Raw genomic sequence first — 16004 nt, 5'->3', positions numbered from 1 at the left:
CCAACCTCCGCCTCATTCGCTGAAGGCTTCTTGAAGGCCCGAATAGATTTCGAAAACGCGTTGCAGTCGCGTCAGCTCGAACATGGAGCGGACTCGAGGCTGGAGGCCCGCGAGCGCAAAGCCGGCCGACCGCTGGATCGCATTCTTGTGTCCAGAGAGGAGAGCGCCCAGGCCGGAACTGTCGATGAACTGCACATTGCGCAAATCCACGACCACGTCACGGCAGCCGTCTTCAAACAGCTTGAGGATTCGATCCTTCAACTCGCCGGAATTATGCGCGTCAAGGCGCTCTTCTTTCAGCGTGAGGATCATCTTGCCGCCACGCTCTTCGGTTAAGACCTTCATCGGCCAAGCCTCAGTTGCCGCCCCAACACGTGATTACGAGTAAACACATAGTGCTCGGCGTCATCTTGAAAACGGGTCGGCTTTTCCCTAAGTGGCCGCGGCCCAATTTCTCCGGCTTCCCCATCGCGTTCGGTCAAAGACCTGACTTGCAACGCCCGGCTTCAGGGCGCGGAAAGATCAAGCATGACCGCAGCGAGGAACCGTCCCGCCTCGCCGCCGGAAACCGCCCGGTGGTCGAAGGTTAGGCTCAGCGGCATGATGCGGCGGGCGACGATGGCCCCATCATGCACGACGGGCTCCCGGCGAATGCGCCCTGCCCCGAGAATGGCCACAGTGGGAGGCACCACGACAGGAGCGGCGTAACGGCCGGCTATGACGCCAAAGTTGGAGAGCGTGATCGTGGCTCCGCGCATCTCCTCCGGCGGAACCCGGCGCGCCGCCAAATCCGCGCGCATTCGATTGATGCCGGCGCGCAGGTCGGCCGGATCACGCTCCCCCACATTTCTGAGCACCGGAACGAAAAGCCCCTCTGGCATATCCACGGCGACGCCGAGGTCGATCTTGCGCAGCACGCGACGAGAAAGAGCACCGCTTTCGAACCAGGCGTTCAGCGCAGGTTCCGCCCTGCAGCCTGCGACCAGCGCGCGGATGAGCCTCGCGGTGACGTCCTCTCCCGCCGACCAGGACTCTATGTCGACGTCGTCCATGATTGTCGCCGGTGCGACTTCTGCTTGAGCGAGCGCCATGTTCTGCGCCATGGAGCGGCGAAAGCCGCGCAAAGGCTCGGCCGGTTCGGCTTCGCTCAATATTCGCGCGACACGCTGCACGTCGCTCGCCATGATCACGCCGTCGGCGCCCGAAGGCGTAACCATGGCGAGCTCGACGCCGAGCTTATGCGCGAGCGCGCGCACGGCCGGCGTGGCGCGAACGCCCCCGCCTCCATGACCGACGGTTTGTATCGTCTCGGCGAGCACGTGGGATCCGGATTTGACCGCGCCAACGACTGTCCCGGCGTCCCCGCTTTCCTCGCCTTCGCCTTCGAAGCCGACGAGAGGCGCGCCGATGTGAACGATGTCGCCAATCTCGGCAAATAAACGCGCGACGCGTCCTGCGTAAGGGGACGGGATCTCCACGGCCGCTTTCGCGGTCTCGACCGCGAGGAGAGGAGCGTCGACCGTCACCTCGTCTCCCGGGCGGACGCGCCATTCGACGAGCTCGGCCTCCTGCAAGCCTTCGCCAAGATCAGGCAATTTGAAGATTTTCACGCGCCCTCCATGCATTTTTGCACGGCGTCTACGATACGTTCGACACTCGGCATGTATTGCTGCTCCAGCCTCGAGAGCGGCACCACGACGTCGTAGCCGGTGACGCGCGTCACAGGGGCCAGAAGGGAATAGAGCGCGCGTTCGGCGACCTCCGCGGCGATTTCGGCTCCGAAGCCCGCGGTGCGCGGCGCTTCGTGAACGATCAAGCAGCGCCCGGTTTTTTCGACGGATTTCAGAATAGTCTCCGAATCATAGGGCTTGAGCGTCGCGAGATCGATGACCTCGATTTCGACGCCCCGCTGAGCCAGCGCCTCGGCCGCGTTCATGACCTCGGCGTGAGAGGCGCCCCAGGTGACCACGGTGGCGTCGCGACCCTCGCGAGAAACAAAACAGGCGTCGAGCGGCAGAGCCTCTCCGTCGTCGACGACCTCTTCGCGGAACAGCCGGTAAAGGCGAGTGGGCTCGAGGAAAACGACTGGATCCGGATCGCGGATCGCCGCGAGCAAGAGCCCGTATGCGCGCGCGGGCGTCGACGGCGCCACCACACGAAGCCCCGGGATATGCGCGAACATCGCCTCGGGGCTTTCGGAATGGTGCTCCGGCGCGTGGATGCCGGCCCCGCAAGGCGAGCGCAGCACCATGGGACAAGTCAAGCGGCCGCGCGTGCGGTGGCGGAGCCGCGACGCGTGATTGATCATCTGGTCGATGGTCGGATAGATGAACCCCGAAAACTGGATTTCTGCGACCGGCTTCAGGCCCATCGCCGCCATGCCGATGGCCACGCCAGCGATGCCCGCTTCCGCAAGCGGCGTATCGATAACCCGCTCGCGGCCGAAGCGCGCCTGCAGTCCATTTGTGGCGCGAAACACGCCGCCATTGGCGCCAATGTCCTCGCCGAGCAGAACGACCGACGGATCGCGCGCCATCTCGAAGCCCAGCGCAAGGTCGATGGCTTCGACGAGCGTGATTTCAGCCATGCCGGCCTCCTGGCGCCGGCGCATGACGGCGGGCTTCGTCGCGCTGACGGCGCATGGAAGACGGCAGCGTCGCGAAGAGATTATCGAACATCGAGTCGCTGCTCAGAGCTGGGGTCGCGAGATAGCTCGCCACCTCTCTTTCGACCTCCTCGCCGCACGCCTTCAAAAGCGCCGACTCCTGCTCCGGCGACCAGAGCCCGCGCGCCATGAGCAAAGTGCGCAACCGGCCGATGGGCTCACGCGCCCATGCTGCGCGCACGGTCTCCGGATCGCGATAGCGCGTGGCGTCGTCGGCGGTCGTGTGGTCTCCAAGACGATAGCTCAGCGCCTCAATGACGGTCGGGCCATCGCCGCCTCGCGCCTTTTCGATGGCCTCGCGCGCCGCTTGATGAACGGCGAGCACGTCATTGCCGTCGACCTGGCGTCCCGTGACCCCAGCGGCGACGGCCTTCTGCGCCAGCGTCTCGGCGGCGCTTCCGAGCGCGCGCGGAGTCGAAATCGCCCATCCGTTGTTGTTGATGATCACGACGAGGGGCGCGCGCCACACGCCGGCCATGTTGAGCGGCTCGTAGAAACCGCCGTTTCCCGTGCCGCCGTCGCCGATGAAGCAGACGGCCACACGCTCTTCCTTGCGCAGCTTGAACGCATAAGCACCGCCGACGGCGTGCGCCACCTGCGTGCCGACCGGCACGCAAATCGGGAAATCGGTTCTGGCGTTCGCGAAGTCGCTCCCGCGTTCGTCGCCTCCCCAATAGAGCAGGATTTCCTTCATGCTGACGCCGCGCATGAATTGAGCGGCGTGATCCCGGTAGGAAGGCACGAGCAAGTCGTCGCGGCGCATGGCGGCGGCGACGCCGACTCCGATCGCTTCCTGCCCGAGAGCGGAGGCGAATGTCCCAAGCTGGCCCGTACGCTGTAGCGCGATGGCCTTGGTGTCGAAGGAGCGCGCGCGCGTCATTGCGCGGTGAAAGCCGACAAGCCGCTCCGAGTCCTGTGCGATCGGCTCCTCCCCATCGCTCAGCACGCCCGCTGGCGAGAGCAGTTGGAGGTAATCGATGTGAAAATCAAAACCCATGGCGTAATCCCGCCTCGCGACCCGGTCGTTTCCACAAGCTGAATTAGCGCAGCAGGAATTCAAGTCAGCCGCCCCGAAAGATTTTCGTCGCGGCGCCGCAGCACGGGCAGTTCCGGCCCATGCGTCGCGACTTTCAACTCACGCGCTCGATCGCCAACGCGGTGGCCTCTCCGCCGCCGATGCAAAGAGCGGCGACGCCGCGGCGCAAGCCGTATCTTTCCAACGCATAAAGCAGCGTGACGACGATGCGCGCGCCGGAAGCGCCGATGGGATGGCCAAGCGCGCAGGCGCCGCCATGCACATTGACCTTGGCGTGCGAAAGTCCGAGATCGTGCATGGCGGCCATGACGACGACGGCGAACGCCTCGTTGATCTCGAAGAGATCCACCTCGTCGCGCGTCCAGCCGATGCGCGAAAGCAGCTTCTCGATCGCGCCGATCGGCGCCGTCGGAAAATCGCGTGGCGCCGCGGCGTGCGTGGCGTGGCCGACGACGGTGGCGAGAGGGATGAGACCGCCGGATCGCGCAGCCGCCTCGGTCGTGAGGACGAGGGCGGCCGCCCCGTCCGAAATTGAGCTCGCATTCGCCGCGGTGATCGACCCGTCGGGGGCAAAGGCCGGTTTCAATCTAGGTATTTCTTCCAGGTTCGCCTTTCGCGGCGTTTCGTCGACGTCGATCGTCCGCGTTTCCTTCCGACCCGCGATCCGCATCGGGACGATTTGGGAGTCGAAAGCTCCCTCCGTCGCCGCCTGTTGCGCGCGCATGAGGGAAGCGATCGCATATTCGTCCTGCTCCCGGCGCGTGAACTGGTAGGCCCTGGCGCAGTCCTCGGCGAAGGAGCCCATCAGACGCCCTTTCTCATAAGCGTCCTCGAGCCCGTCGAGAAACATGTGATCGAGGATCTTGCCGTGCCCCATTCGATAACCCGCCCGGGCGCGCGCAAGGAGATAGGGCGCGTTGCTCATGCTCTCCATGCCGCCGGCGACGATCGCGCCTGCGCTTCCGGCGCTGAGCGCGTCGTGCGCCAGCATGATGGCCTTCATGCCCGATCCGCACATTTTGTTGACGGTGACGCATCCCGTCGAGTCCGGGAGGCCCGCCTCGAGCGCTGCTTGCCGAGCCGGAGCTTGGCCGAGGCCAGCGGTGAGCACGCAGCCCATGCAGACCTCGTCGATGCGTTCGGCGGGAATTTTGGAGCGGATCAAGGCTCCCGCGATTGCGCATGCGCCGAGCTCCGGCGCCGTCGCCTCCTTCAACTCGCCCAGAAAGGCGCCGATGGGCGTACGCGCCGCGCCGACGATGACCACGGATCCGGACGAGCTCATCTCCGAATTCCTCCTCGCTACGAAGACATCATGCGATACGGGCTTCCATTTGCGCGCCGCCGTCAGCCGATCGCGCCCAGGGTTCGAAATTCGGCGGCGCCTCTTGCGTCCCGGCCAAAAGCGCCGCGATCGTCGCATCGTCGACCTCGGCGAGCGTCGCTGGGGACCAAAGCGGGCTTCTGTCCTTGTCGATGAGGGCTGCGCGCACGCCTTCACGGAGATCGGGCGTGTCGAGCAAGGCGCAGGCGGTGCGGAACTCTTGCAGGAGGCAGGTCTCGAGCCTGTCCGAGCGCTTGGCGCGTTTTAGGAGCGCGAGCGTGAGTCTCAGGCTCGTCGGCGACTTCCGTCCGATTTCCTGGGCAGTCTCCCGGGCAAAGGGCGATCCCTCGAAAACGAGCGCGGCGATAATGTCTTCGACGCGATCTCCCGCCATGGCGTCATCGAGAAGCGCCCGGCGCCGGGCAAGCACGCTCTCCCCCGGCGCGCAGGCCGCGTTGAGCAGCGCCGCATCCAATTCCTGCACACGCTCGCACTGCTCGAGAGTCGAGATCAATCGGGGAATGTCGCGCGAGTCGACGCACAAGTCGGCGAGACCGAGCTGGATCGCATCGGCGGCTCCGACCGTCGCGCCGGTAAGGGCCATGTAAACGCCCGCTCCCTCGTCGCGCGTGAGCAGCCATGTTCCGCCGACGTCCGGAATAAAGCCGATGCCCGTCTCGGGCATGGCCAGCTTTGTGCGCTCCGTCACCAACCGACGATTTCCATGCGCGGAAACGCCCACGCCGCCACCCATGACGATCCCGTCCATCACCGCGACATAAGGTTTGGGGAAGGAGGCGATCCGCGCGTTAAGCTGATATTCCTCGCGCCAGAACGGCTTGTAAGGATTCTCTCCGGCGCTGCGCCACTCGTAAAGCCCTCGGACGTCGCCGCCCGCGCATAAGCCTCGCTCGCCGGCGCCCGTCACCAGAACGGCGATCGTTCCTTCATCCTCGCCAAAGTCGTTGAGCGCCAGCGTGAAGCGTCGCACCATGTCCAGCGTCAGACTGTTTAGCGCTTTCGGTCGGTTCAAGCGGATGTGGCCCAATCGACCGATGCGCGAGACCAGCACATCGCTTTCGCTCATGGGCTCTCTCCGTTGCGAGGACGAGCCGCTTGGCCGTCCAGGAGTGAGCGCGCGATGATCATTCGCATGATCTCATTTGCGCCTTCGAGAATTTGGTGGACCCGCAAGTCGCGCACGATCTTCTCGACTCCGTAGTCGCACAGATAGCCGTAACCGCCGTGAAGCTGGAGCGCGTCATTGGCGACCTCGAAACCGGCGTCGGTGGCGACGCGCTTCGCCATTGCGCAAAGCGTCGTAGCTTCGCTCGCTGACGCGTCGAGCGCCGCCGCGGCGCGCCAGAGGAGCGCGCGCGACGCCTCCAACTTGGTCGCCATATCGGCGAGGCGGAATTGCAAGGCCTGGAATTGGTCAAGACGGCGGCCGAAGGCCATCCTTTCCGCCATGTAGGCGAGGGCCTTCTCGAGAGCCGCTTGCCCGCCGCCAAGCGAGCAGGCGCCAATGTTCAATCGCCCGCCATCCAGGCCGGCCATGGCGATCTTGAACCCTTCTCCCTCGTGTCCAAGGAGATTTGCGGCTGGCACGCGACAAGCCGAGAAACTCAAGGCGTGCGTCGGCTGGGCGTTCCAGCCCATCTTGCGCTCGGCTACGCCGAGTGTGAGGCCGGGGCTCTCGCCCTCGACCAAAAAGGCCGAGACGCCGCGCGGCCCCTCTCCGCCCGTGCGCGCCATGACAATGTAAAGGTGATCGCGCCCGCCGGCGCCGGCGCCGGAGATAAACTGCTTCTCGCCCTGTAAAATATAATCGCCGCCGCGGCGCTCAGCGCGCGTCCGAAGCGCGGCGGCGTCAGATCCCGAGCCCGGCTCGGTGAGGCAATAGCTCGACAAAACCTGCATGGTGGCCAAGCGCGGCGTCCACTCGCGGCGCTGCGCTTCCGAGCCGAAGCGATCGACCATCCAAACGCACATATTGTGCACGGAGAGATAGGCCGCGATCGTCGGGCAGCCCATCGCCAAAGCTTCGAAAATCACCACGGAGTCGAGGCGGCCGAGCCCCACGCCGCCGTGCTCCTCGGAAGCGGTGATCGCAGCGAAGCCGAGCGCGGCGGCCTCGCGCAGCACGTCAAGCGGGAAGTGCTTCTCCTTGTCCCAGCGCAGCGCGTTCGGGGCAAGCTTTCCGCGAGCGAAGCCCATCGCGCTCTCCCGCATCGCCATTTGATCGGCGGACAATCCGAAAAGCGACGACATCACTCACCTTCTCGAAACGCATGTATCGCGCAACGAGTGCTGGACAAGTGCGGGAAGCTACGCCTGCGTTTTGGACGCCGTCCGCCAGTTAGCCTCGCTCGACGCGAAGGCGCGCGCCACGGCGCTGCTGGGCGCGCGGCCGAGCCGGCGCGCTACCAAGTCTCCGGCCTCGAGCAGCAAGCCGAGATCGACGCCAGTCTCCACGCCCATCCCGTTCAGCATATAGATGACGTTCTCCGTCGCGACGTTCCCCGATGCTCCGGGCGCGTAAGGGCATCCGCCGAGCCCGCCCACGGAAGAGTCGATCACGCTGACGCCCGCTTCGAGGCAAGCGAAGATGTTGGCGAGCGCCTGGCCGTAGGTGTCATGGAAGTGGACTGCGAGATTTTGCAGGCCGATGTCCCCAGCGACAGTTTCGATCAGCGCGCGCGCGGCGAGAGGCGTTCCGACGCCGATCGTATCGCCGAGAGAAATCTCGCCGCAGCCCATATCGTGAAGCGCGCGCGCGACCGCCGCCGCTTGGCGCGGCTCGACGCGTCCCTCATAGGGGCAGCCGAGCACGCAGGAGACATAGCCGCGCGCCCTTATGCCGTGGCGCTTTGCCTCGGCGATAACCTGAGAGAAGCGCTCCAGGCTCTCCGCGATGGAACAGTTGATGTTATGTTTGGAAAAGCTCTCGGTGGACGCCGCGAAGACGGCGATTTCGGTCGCGCCGGCTGCAAGCGCGTCGGAAAGGCCGCGTAGATTGGGAACGAGGACCGATAATCGCAGTCCGGATCGCGGTCCCAGCCGTTGCAACAGCTCTCGCGTCGTGGCCATCTGCGGCGCAGCCGCGGGGGATACGAAGCTTCCCGCTTCGATGCGGGTAAGTCCCGAGTGCGCCAGCACCTCGATGAACTCCGCCTTGACGTCGACCGACAAGATGCCGGCCTCGTTCTGAAGGCCGTCGCGCGGCCCGACCTCGACGATTTCAACGCGCCTGGGAATGCTCATCGCGCGCCTTCCTCAGCCCTCGCCGTTCGTTGCGGCTACAACTGGCGCCGCGTCGTCAGAGATGTAGGCGAGCGTCGCGCCCTCGGGGACCCATTCCCCCTCCTTGCAGGCAAGGCCGGCGATCGCCCCGTCGCGCGGCGCCCGCAGCACGAACTCCGTCTTCATCACCTCCAGCGTCACAATGCTGGCTCCTGCTTTCACGACCTGACCATTGGTGGCGTGGACGCGCGTCACTCGGGCGGGCAAGGGCGCAATCAAGCGTCGATCGCTGTCGCCCGGGCGAGAGGCGGATCGAAGAGGATCGTGCGGCGCCAGCACGTGATTGCGTCCGCGAAGGACGATCACCAGCGCGGCCGCACGACGCACGACGCCGACCTCCCGCCAGACCCCATCCACGCAGAGTCGAAGTTCTGCACCGGACGGGGCGAACTCGACCCGAGCTGCGTGACCATTCGACTCGAGTCGAAAGGCGCCCTCGCCTTCTGGGTGCAGCCGAAGCTTGATCCTCTGGTCGTTCATCAGAAATTCGACATCGGCGCCCTGTCGACCATCCAATCTCCAGCCGTCCGTCGCGTCCCAAGGCGCGCAGGCTCCGTCGCGCCCTGCCGCAGTTGCGCGCGCTTCTAGGCAAAGGTCCGAGAGCCAGACCGCCGCGCCCGCGGCGAGAATGACTCTTTCGTCTTCCGGCGCAAGCGGCGTCGTTCGCCGCAGCTCCGCCGCATTCGCTTCGACCGAGGTCGTGTCATAGGCGCCGCTCTCCAACCAAGTCTCACGGCTGAGCGCGCGCAGAAAATCGAGGTTGGTCGCAGGTCCGACAATCTCGAATTGGTCGAGCGCGCGTTGCAGTCTTTGCAATGCGGCGGCCCGATGCTCGCCCCACACGATCAGCTTGGCGAGCAGCGGGTCGTAATAGGGCGTGATGCGGTCGCCGCCGCGCACGCCGGCGTCCACGCGGATATGCTCCCCGAGGTCGGGCAGCCGCAATCGCTCGATCAAGCCCGTGGAAGGCAAGAAGTCCTGCTGGGGATCCTCCGCGCAGATTCGCGCCTCGATCGCGCAGCCTCTCAGATGAAGGGCCTCCTGCCCGATCGGCAGCCTCTCGCCCGCGGCCACACGCAACTGCCACTCGACCAGATCCTGGCCCGCGACCATCTCGGTGATCGGGTGCTCGACCTGCAGACGCGTGTTCATTTCCAGAAAATAGAAGCGACCATCCTCCAACAGAAACTCGACAGTGCCGGCGCCGACATAGCCGACGCTCCTCGCCGCGGTGACCGCCGCCTGCTGCATGGCCTCGCGCAGTTCTCGCGCCAGGCCGGGCGCCGGCGTCTCCTCCAAAATCTTCTGGCGGCGTCGCTGCAAGGAGCAGTCTCGCTCCTGAAAGGCCAGACAGCCGCCCTCGGCGTCGGCAAAAATCTGCACCTCCACGTGACGCGCGCGTAGGAGGCGACGTTCGAGCAACACCCGTCCTTCGCCAAAAGCCGACAGCGCCTCGCGCGACGCGGCTGCGACGGCGTCCCGCAGCTGATCCAAGCTTTCGATGAGACGCATGCCGCGACCGCCGCCGCCGCTCGAGGCTTTCACGAGTAGCGGAAATCCCAATCGTCGCGCTTCTCTTTCCAAGCTCGCGAGGTCTGTCGCATCCCCGTGATAGCCGGGAATAATGGAGACGCCGGCGCGCTCCATCAGAGATTTCGCGCTCGCCTTCGACCCCATCAATCGCATGGCCGACGCCGACGGCCCGACGAAGACAACGCCCGCCGCCGCACAGGCCTCGGCAAAGGCTGGGTTCTCGGAGAGAAAGCCATAGCCCGGGTGAATAGCCTCCGCGCCGGTCCTCCTCGCCACGTCGATGATCTTGTCGATGGATAGATAGCTCTCGCGTGCGGGCGCCGCGCCGATCGACCAGGCTTCATCGGCCTGCTCCACGTGCATCGATGTGGCGTCGGCTTCTGAATAGACCGCGACCGTATCTATTCCGAGCCGGCGCGCGGTGCGCATGATCCGGCAGGCGATCTCGCCGCGATTAGCGATCAGCAGCTTGCGAAACATCGGCATCGCTCCCGCCGCCAATCCATCTCGGGGCGCGCTTCTCGAGGAAAGCGCTCAATCCTTCTCGCCCCTCGGCGGAACAGCGCAGCGTCGCCAGAATCCGAGCCGCTTCCTGCATCAGCTCGTCGTCTATGGCTCGGCTGGCGCAATGCGAAATAAATGCCTTGGCGTGCTTCTGCGCGCCAGGGGCGCAGCGCAGTAGAGCTTCGACGATCCGCGACAGCGCTTCCTCCGCCGCGTGCTCGGGCGGCGCCTCATGCACGAGCCCGATCTCGCGGGCCGCCGCCGCTGAAAACACCTCCGCGGTCATCATCAGGCGCCGCGCTTGGCGCGCGCCGATCGCGCGAATGACGAAGGGTCCAACCGCCGCCGGGATGATGCCCAATCTCGCCTCGCTCAGGCAAAAGCTGGCGCGCTCCGTCGCGATGGCGATGTCGCAGCAGGCCACGAGACCGACGCCGCCGCCATAGGCCGCGCCATGAACGAAGGCGATCGTCGGCTTCGGGAAGCTGTCGAGCAGGCGCATCATTCTCCCCAAGGCTTGGGCGTCGCCGACATTCTCCTCGAAGGAGGCGCCGCCCATGCGGCGTAGCCACTCGATGTCGCCTCCCGCCGAGAAGCTTCGCCCGGCGCCCCGCACCACCAGGAGACGCACACCCTCGTTCTCCGCCAATTGCCGAAGCGCTGCGGTCAGAGACGCCACAAGGGCGTCATCGAAGGCGTTGTGGCGCTCCGGACGGTCGAGCGTCAGCGTCGCGACGCCGCGCAGATCAGAGGAAAGAAGCAAGTCAGACATTGCGCTCTCACACTCACATACGAAACAAGCCGAAGCGCGTCTCCTCGATCGGAGCGCGCGCGCTCACGCTAAGGCAAAGCCCGAGCACACGCCGCGTATCGGCGGGATCTATGACGCCATCGTCCCAAAGCCTGGCGCTCGAATAGAGAGGCTGGCCCTGCCGCTCATATTGCTCGCGTATCGGCGCTTGGAGCGCGACCTCTTCCTCGTCGCTCAAGCGTCCGCCGCGGGCTTCCAGCGCGTCGCGTCGGACACGCGAGAGAACCCGAGCGGCCTGCTCGCCGCCCATCACGCTGATTCGCGCATTGGGCCACATCCACAAGAAGCGCGGGGAATAGGCGCGTCCGCACATGGCGTAATTGCCGGCGCCGAAGCTGCCGCCGACAATGACCGTGAATTTCGGCACGGCGGCGGTCGCGACGGCCGTCACGAGCTTAGCGCCGTCCTTGGCGATCCCGCCAGCCTCGTATTTCGCTCCGACCATGAAGCCGGTCGTGTTTTGGAGAAAGATCAGGGGCGTCCGGCGCTTCGCGGCGAGCTCGATGAAATGCGCGCCCTTCAGGGCGCTCTCGGAGAAGAGGATCCCGTCATTGGCGAGGATGGCGACGCGATAGCCGCAGATATGAGCAAACCCCGTGACGAGCGTCGTCCCGTAAAGCGGCTTGAATTCGTCGAAGGCGCTGTCGTCGACGATGCGCGCAATCACCGCGCGGGCGTCATAGGCCTGGCGCGCGTCGACCGGCGCCAATCCGCGCAGCTCCTCCGCGAGGTAGCGCGGCGGCAGAGGCGGCTGCGCGACGCGCATGTGGATTTCGGCTTCGCCCAGATTAGCGATGGCCCGGCGCGCTAGCTCCAGCGCGTGCCGGTCGTCCTCGGCATAGTGGTCGACGACGCCGGAGCGACGACAATGCACGTCGGCGCCGCCGAGGTCTTCGGCGCTCACGACCTCGCCCGTCGCAGCGGCCACGAGCGGCGGGCCCGCGAGAAAGATCGCGCCCTCCCCGCGCACGATGATCGCCTCGTCGCACATGGCCGGAACATAGGCGCCGCCGGCCGTGCACAGACCCATCACGACGGCGACTTGCGCAATCCCTTCGGCCGACATCTGCGCTTGATTATAGAAGATGCGGCCGAAGTGATCGCGATCGGGAAAGACCTCGTCCTGGCTCGGCAGATTGGCGCCGCCGGAATCGACGAGATAAATGCAAGGCAAGCGGTTCTCACTGGCGATCTCCTGCGCGCGCAGATGCTTTTTCACCGTGATCGGAAAATAGACCCCGCCTTTCACCGTTGCGTCGTTCGCGACGATAATGCAGAGCCGACCGCAGACTCGACCGACGCCAGCGACGACGCCGCCACAGGCGACCGCGTCGTCGTAAAGTCCTTGCGCCGCGAAGCGCCCGACTTCGAGAAACGGCGAGAGCGGATCGATCAACGCCTCGATCCGATCGCGCGCCAGCATTTTGCCACGGGCGACATGGCGCGATCGCGCGCCCTCTCCTCCGCCGAGCTGAATGCGTTCGAAGGCTTGGCGGAGCTCGGCGAGGCGCAGGCTCATCGCGCCGAGATTCCGCTCGTAATCTGGAGATGCGACATCGACGGAGGATGAGAGCGCGCGCATTTTGTCTCTTTCGCAATCCGCGACAGCGAGGGGTCAGGCGCTTTCCTCGAAGAGCTCGCGTCCGATCAGCATGCGACGAATCTCGCTGGTGCCCGCGCCGATTTCATAGAGCTTGGCGTCGCGCAGCAGACGTCCCGTCGGATAATCGTTCATATAGCCATTGCCGCCCAGACATTGGATCGCCTGCAGCGCCATTTGCGTCGCGCGTTCGGCGGCGAAGAGAATGGCGCCGGCGGCGTCCTTTCGCGAGACGCAACCGGCATCGCAGGCCCTCGCCACCGCATAGACGTAAGCGCGAGTTGCGCTCAAAGCGGTGTACATGTCGGCAAGCTTGCCCTGCATGATTTCGAATTCGCCAATGGAGCGACCGAATTGCTTGCGATCGTGCATATAGGGTAGGACGACGTCCAGACAGGCGCGCATGATGCCGATCGGGCCGCCGGCCAGAATGACGCGCTCGTAATCGAGCCCGCTCATCAGCACGTTGATCCCGCAATCCGGCTCGCCCAGGATGTTATCGACGGGGACCTCGCAGTCCTCGAAGAATAGCTGGCAAGTGTTGGAGCCGCGCATGCCGAGCTTGTCCAGCTTCGGCATGCGCCGCAGCCCCTTGAAGCCGCCCTCGACGATAAAGGCCGTGATCCCATGCGCGCCGGCGTTGGGGGAAGTCTTAGCGTAAACGATCACGATGTCGGCGTCGGGACCGTTAGTCACCCACATTTTATCGCCATTGAGCACATAGCGATCGCCGCGCCGCTCCGCGCGCATCCGCATGTTCACGACATCCGAGCCAGCCGCGGGCTCCGACATGGCCAGCGCGCCGACATGCTCTCCCGAAATCAGCTTCGGCAAATAGCGCAGCTTTTGCGCCCGCCCGCCATTGCGTTGAATTTGATTGACGCAGAGATTGGAATGCGCGCCATAGGAGAGACCGACGGAGGCAGAGGCGCGGCTGACCTCCTCCATCGCCACCACATGGGCGAGATATCCCAGCGCGACGCCGCCATATTCCTCCGGGACCGAGACGCCGAGAAGACCCATACTCCCCATCTTGCGCCAAAGATCCGAGGGGAATGAGTTGTCCGCGTCGATGCGCGCGGCGCGCGGCGCGATCTCGCGCGACGCAAATTCGGCGACGCTGCGACGAAGCGTCTCTCCCTCGTCGCCCAGTCCGAAGTCCATCTCCGGAAGCAACTGACGCATCAACGCACCCTGTGCGGCTCGCGTGACCTGGCCGGTATATTTCGCCCAGCCGTAAGCGTTTCAAGGAGGCGCCAACCGAGGCGTCTGCGCAAAGAAGTCCAGCGACTCCGGATTGGCGAGCGCCTCGCGATTCTTGACGGGACGTCCATGCACGACATCGCGCACCGCGAGCTCGACAAGCTTGCCCGAGCGCGTATGAGGAAGCTCGGGAGCCTCGATAATCGCCGCGGGCACATGCCGGGGCGACGCTTCTTCCCTAAGCCTGTGCTTGATTCCGGCGCTCAATTCGGAGCTCATCCGCTCGCCGGCGCGAAGCTTGACGAAGAGCAGAATGCGTTGGCCGTCGCTGGCGTCCTGGCACACAGCCAGACACTCCTCCACCTGCATAAAGGCCTCGACGATGCGGTAGATTTCCGCAGTGCCGATGCGCACGCCTTGCGGATTGAGCGTGGCGTCGGAGCGCCCGTGAATGATGAAGCCGCCCGACGGGGTCTCGGTCGCAAAGTCGCCATGGCGCCAAATATTCGCGAAGTCGGAGAAGTAGGCGCTTTTGTACTTTTCTCCTCCGGGATCGTTCCAGAACTCGATCGGCATCGAAGGGAAGGGCTGCGTGCAGACGAGCTCGCCTTCGGCGCCGACGATTCGGGCGCCATCGTCGTTCCAAACTTCAACGGCCATGCCCAGACCTGCGCCCTGTATCTCGCCTCGGATGACGGGACGCCAGGAATTGCCAAGGACGAAGCAGGAGAGGATGTCGGTTCCGCCGCTCATCGACGCAAGCTGCGCGTTCGGCGCCACGTCCCGGTAGACGTAGTCGAAACCTTCCGGCGAGAGCGGCGAGCCCGTCGAGGCAAGGAGGCGCATCGAGGCAAGGTCATGCGTTCTTGCGGGCGCGACCCCAAGCTTCTGCGCCGCACGCAAGAAGCCGGCCGAGACACCAAAAAGCGTCGCATGTTCCCGTTCCGCAAGATCGAAGAGCGCCGCGCCGTTACGATCCATGGGAAAGCCGTCGTAAAGCAAGATTGTCGCGCGACTGGCGAGCGCCGAGACGAGCCAGTTCCACATCATCCACCCGGTCGTCGTCGCGAAGAACACGCGATCGCCGGGGCGCACGTCGCAATGAAGTTGATGCTCCTTCATGTGTTGCAGGAGGCATCCGCCCGCGCCATGAACGATGCATTTGGGCGAGCCCGTCGTGCCGGAAGAGAACACGACGTAAAGGGGATGGTCGAAGGGCAGTAGCGCGAAGTCAAGCGGAGCGCCATCATGCTTGGCGAGGACGTCGGGCCAAAGCTCTGCCATGGCGAAGCCCTTGAGCGACGGCGCGTCGTGAATGTAAGGCGCCACGAGCACCGCCCGCAAAGCTGACAATCCGGCGGCGATCTCGCGCGCCTGCTCCAGCCGATCGCAAGCTTGTCCCTTGTAGAAATAGCCGTCGCAGGCGATGAGGGCCTTGGGTCCGATTTGGCCGAAGCGATCGAGAACGCCAGCAACGCCAAAATCGGGAGAGCACGACGCCCACACGGCTCCCAGGCTCGCCGCCGCCAGCATGCCGACGACGGCCTCCGGGCCATTGTGGAGATAGCCCGCCACGCGATCCCCCGGACCAACGCCCGCGGACCGCAAATAGGCCGCGATCGCCCCGACTTGCCGCTTCAGCTCGCCGAATGTGAGCGTGCGGCGCTCCCGCTTCTCGCCTTGGAACACGATGGCGATCTCGGAGGCGGCGCGCTGACGCAGCAGATTTTGAGCGAAGTTGAGCCGAGCTTGAGGAAACCAGCGCGCGCCCGGCATCTTGTCGCCGTCCGCCAGAACTGTGCCGCCCTTCTCGCCGATGATCTCGAAGAAGTCCCACAGCCTCGACCAGAAGGCGTCGCTATGGCCAAGGCTCCAGACGTGGAGGCCGGCGTAGTCGAACGTCTCCGCGTATTCCTCAGTTCTGCGGTCGCTGCGGGCGAAAGCGGTAAGCCGCGCCGACGCTCGCTGCGCGGGATCCGGACTCCAGACTATGCTCATCGATGCGTCCGCTCCGACCGCCCCCTG

13 protein-coding genes are annotated in these 16004 nt (G+C 65.2%); all 13 read right to left on the bottom strand.

Features of this window, described 5'->3' with window-relative positions; genetic code table 11:
* Window positions 1-12: 12 nt before the first annotated feature.
* Window positions 13-345: an STAS domain-containing protein gene (locus QMG80_RS09150; RefSeq protein ID WP_085772531.1), complete on the bottom strand. Its 333-nt coding sequence runs from the start codon at window positions 343-345 to the stop codon at window positions 13-15.
* A 161-nt stretch (window positions 346-506) separates the two neighbouring features.
* Complete coding sequence (locus tag QMG80_RS09145) at window positions 507-1610, bottom strand: dihydrolipoamide acetyltransferase family protein (RefSeq protein WP_085773785.1); 1104 nt, start codon at window positions 1608-1610, stop codon at window positions 507-509.
* Window positions 1607-2587: an alpha-ketoacid dehydrogenase subunit beta gene (locus tag QMG80_RS09140; RefSeq protein WP_085773784.1), complete on the bottom strand. Its 981-nt coding sequence runs from the start codon at window positions 2585-2587 to the stop codon at window positions 1607-1609. The genes QMG80_RS09145 and QMG80_RS09140 overlap by 4 nt, the downstream gene beginning before the upstream one ends.
* Entirely contained in the window at window positions 2580-3662 is a 1083-nt protein-coding gene (gene pdhA / locus QMG80_RS09135) for a pyruvate dehydrogenase (acetyl-transferring) E1 component subunit alpha (protein WP_085772530.1), read from the bottom strand. Before pdhA ends, QMG80_RS09140 begins: the two co-directional genes overlap by 8 nt.
* Window positions 3663-3795: 133 nt before the next feature.
* Window positions 3796-4986: an acetyl-CoA C-acyltransferase gene (locus QMG80_RS09130; RefSeq protein ID WP_085772529.1), complete on the bottom strand. Its 1191-nt coding sequence runs from the start codon at window positions 4984-4986 to the stop codon at window positions 3796-3798.
* Between the two features lie 28 nt (window positions 4987-5014).
* Entirely contained in the window at window positions 5015-6112 is a 1098-nt protein-coding gene (locus QMG80_RS09125; RefSeq protein WP_085772528.1) for an enoyl-CoA hydratase/isomerase family protein, read from the bottom strand.
* On the bottom strand, window positions 6109-7296 hold the full coding sequence (locus tag QMG80_RS09120; protein WP_085772527.1) for an acyl-CoA dehydrogenase family protein: 1188 nt from the start codon (window positions 7294-7296) through the stop codon (window positions 6109-6111). The genes QMG80_RS09125 and QMG80_RS09120 overlap by 4 nt, the downstream gene beginning before the upstream one ends.
* Window positions 7297-7353: 57 nt before the next feature.
* Entirely contained in the window at window positions 7354-8289 is a 936-nt protein-coding gene (locus QMG80_RS09115) for a hydroxymethylglutaryl-CoA lyase (protein ID WP_085772526.1), read from the bottom strand.
* Window positions 8290-8301: 12 nt separating this feature from the next.
* Window positions 8302-10347 (bottom strand): ATP-binding protein, encoded by a 2046-nt coding sequence (locus QMG80_RS09110; protein ID WP_281926340.1) that lies wholly within the window; start codon window positions 10345-10347, stop codon window positions 8302-8304.
* Window positions 10316-11137, bottom strand: a complete 822-nt coding sequence (locus QMG80_RS09105) for an enoyl-CoA hydratase-related protein (protein ID WP_085773782.1) — start codon at window positions 11135-11137, stop codon at window positions 10316-10318. Before QMG80_RS09105 ends, QMG80_RS09110 begins: the two co-directional genes overlap by 32 nt.
* A gap of 13 nt (window positions 11138-11150) precedes the next feature.
* Window positions 11151-12758, bottom strand: coding sequence for a carboxyl transferase domain-containing protein (locus QMG80_RS09100; protein WP_085772525.1), 1608 nt, complete (start codon window positions 12756-12758; stop codon window positions 11151-11153).
* Between the two features lie 33 nt (window positions 12759-12791).
* Entirely contained in the window at window positions 12792-13940 is a 1149-nt protein-coding gene (locus tag QMG80_RS09095; RefSeq protein WP_483428763.1) for an isovaleryl-CoA dehydrogenase, read from the bottom strand.
* 81 nt (window positions 13941-14021) lie between these two features.
* Entirely contained in the window at window positions 14022-15977 is a 1956-nt protein-coding gene (locus QMG80_RS09090) for an acetoacetate--CoA ligase (protein ID WP_085773781.1), read from the bottom strand.
* Between the last annotated feature and the right edge of the window lie 27 nt (window positions 15978-16004).

The organism is Methylocystis bryophila (assembly GCF_027925445.1).
Lineage (GTDB): Bacteria > Pseudomonadota > Alphaproteobacteria > Rhizobiales > Beijerinckiaceae > Methylocystis > Methylocystis bryophila.
The sequence above is the reverse complement of the archived record's forward strand: the minus strand, read 5'-3'. Positions and strand labels throughout refer to the sequence as shown.

What these genes read in the sequence shown, in the direction of transcription:
- QMG80_RS09150 (WP_085772531.1), bottom strand. Translation starts at nt 345, where the DNA reads ATGAAGGTCTTAACCGAAGAGCGTGGCGGCAAGATGATCCTCACGCTG.
- QMG80_RS09140 (WP_085773784.1), bottom strand. Translation starts at nt 2,587, where the DNA reads ATGGCTGAAATCACGCTCGTCGAAGCCATCGACCTTGCGCTGGGCTTC.
- pdhA (WP_085772530.1), bottom strand. Translation starts at nt 3,662, where the DNA reads ATGGGTTTTGATTTTCACATCGATTACCTCCAACTGCTCTCGCCAGCG.
- QMG80_RS09130 (WP_085772529.1), bottom strand. Translation starts at nt 4,986, where the DNA reads ATGAGCTCGTCCGGATCCGTGGTCATCGTCGGCGCGGCGCGTACGCCC.
- QMG80_RS09125 (WP_085772528.1), bottom strand. Translation starts at nt 6,112, where the DNA reads ATGAGCGAAAGCGATGTGCTGGTCTCGCGCATCGGTCGATTGGGCCAC.
- QMG80_RS09120 (WP_085772527.1), bottom strand. Translation starts at nt 7,296, where the DNA reads ATGTCGTCGCTTTTCGGATTGTCCGCCGATCAAATGGCGATGCGGGAG.
- QMG80_RS09115 (WP_085772526.1), bottom strand. Translation starts at nt 8,289, where the DNA reads ATGAGCATTCCCAGGCGCGTTGAAATCGTCGAGGTCGGGCCGCGCGAC.
- QMG80_RS09110 (WP_281926340.1), bottom strand. Translation starts at nt 10,347, where the DNA reads ATGCCGATGTTTCGCAAGCTGCTGATCGCTAATCGCGGCGAGATCGCC.
- QMG80_RS09105 (WP_085773782.1), bottom strand. Translation starts at nt 11,137, where the DNA reads ATGTCTGACTTGCTTCTTTCCTCTGATCTGCGCGGCGTCGCGACGCTG.
- QMG80_RS09100 (WP_085772525.1), bottom strand. Translation starts at nt 12,758, where the DNA reads ATGCGCGCGCTCTCATCCTCCGTCGATGTCGCATCTCCAGATTACGAG.
- QMG80_RS09095 (WP_483428763.1), bottom strand. Translation starts at nt 13,940, where the DNA reads ATGGACTTCGGACTGGGCGACGAGGGAGAGACGCTTCGTCGCAGCGTC.
- QMG80_RS09090 (WP_085773781.1), bottom strand. Translation starts at nt 15,977, where the DNA reads ATGAGCATAGTCTGGAGTCCGGATCCCGCGCAGCGAGCGTCGGCGCGG.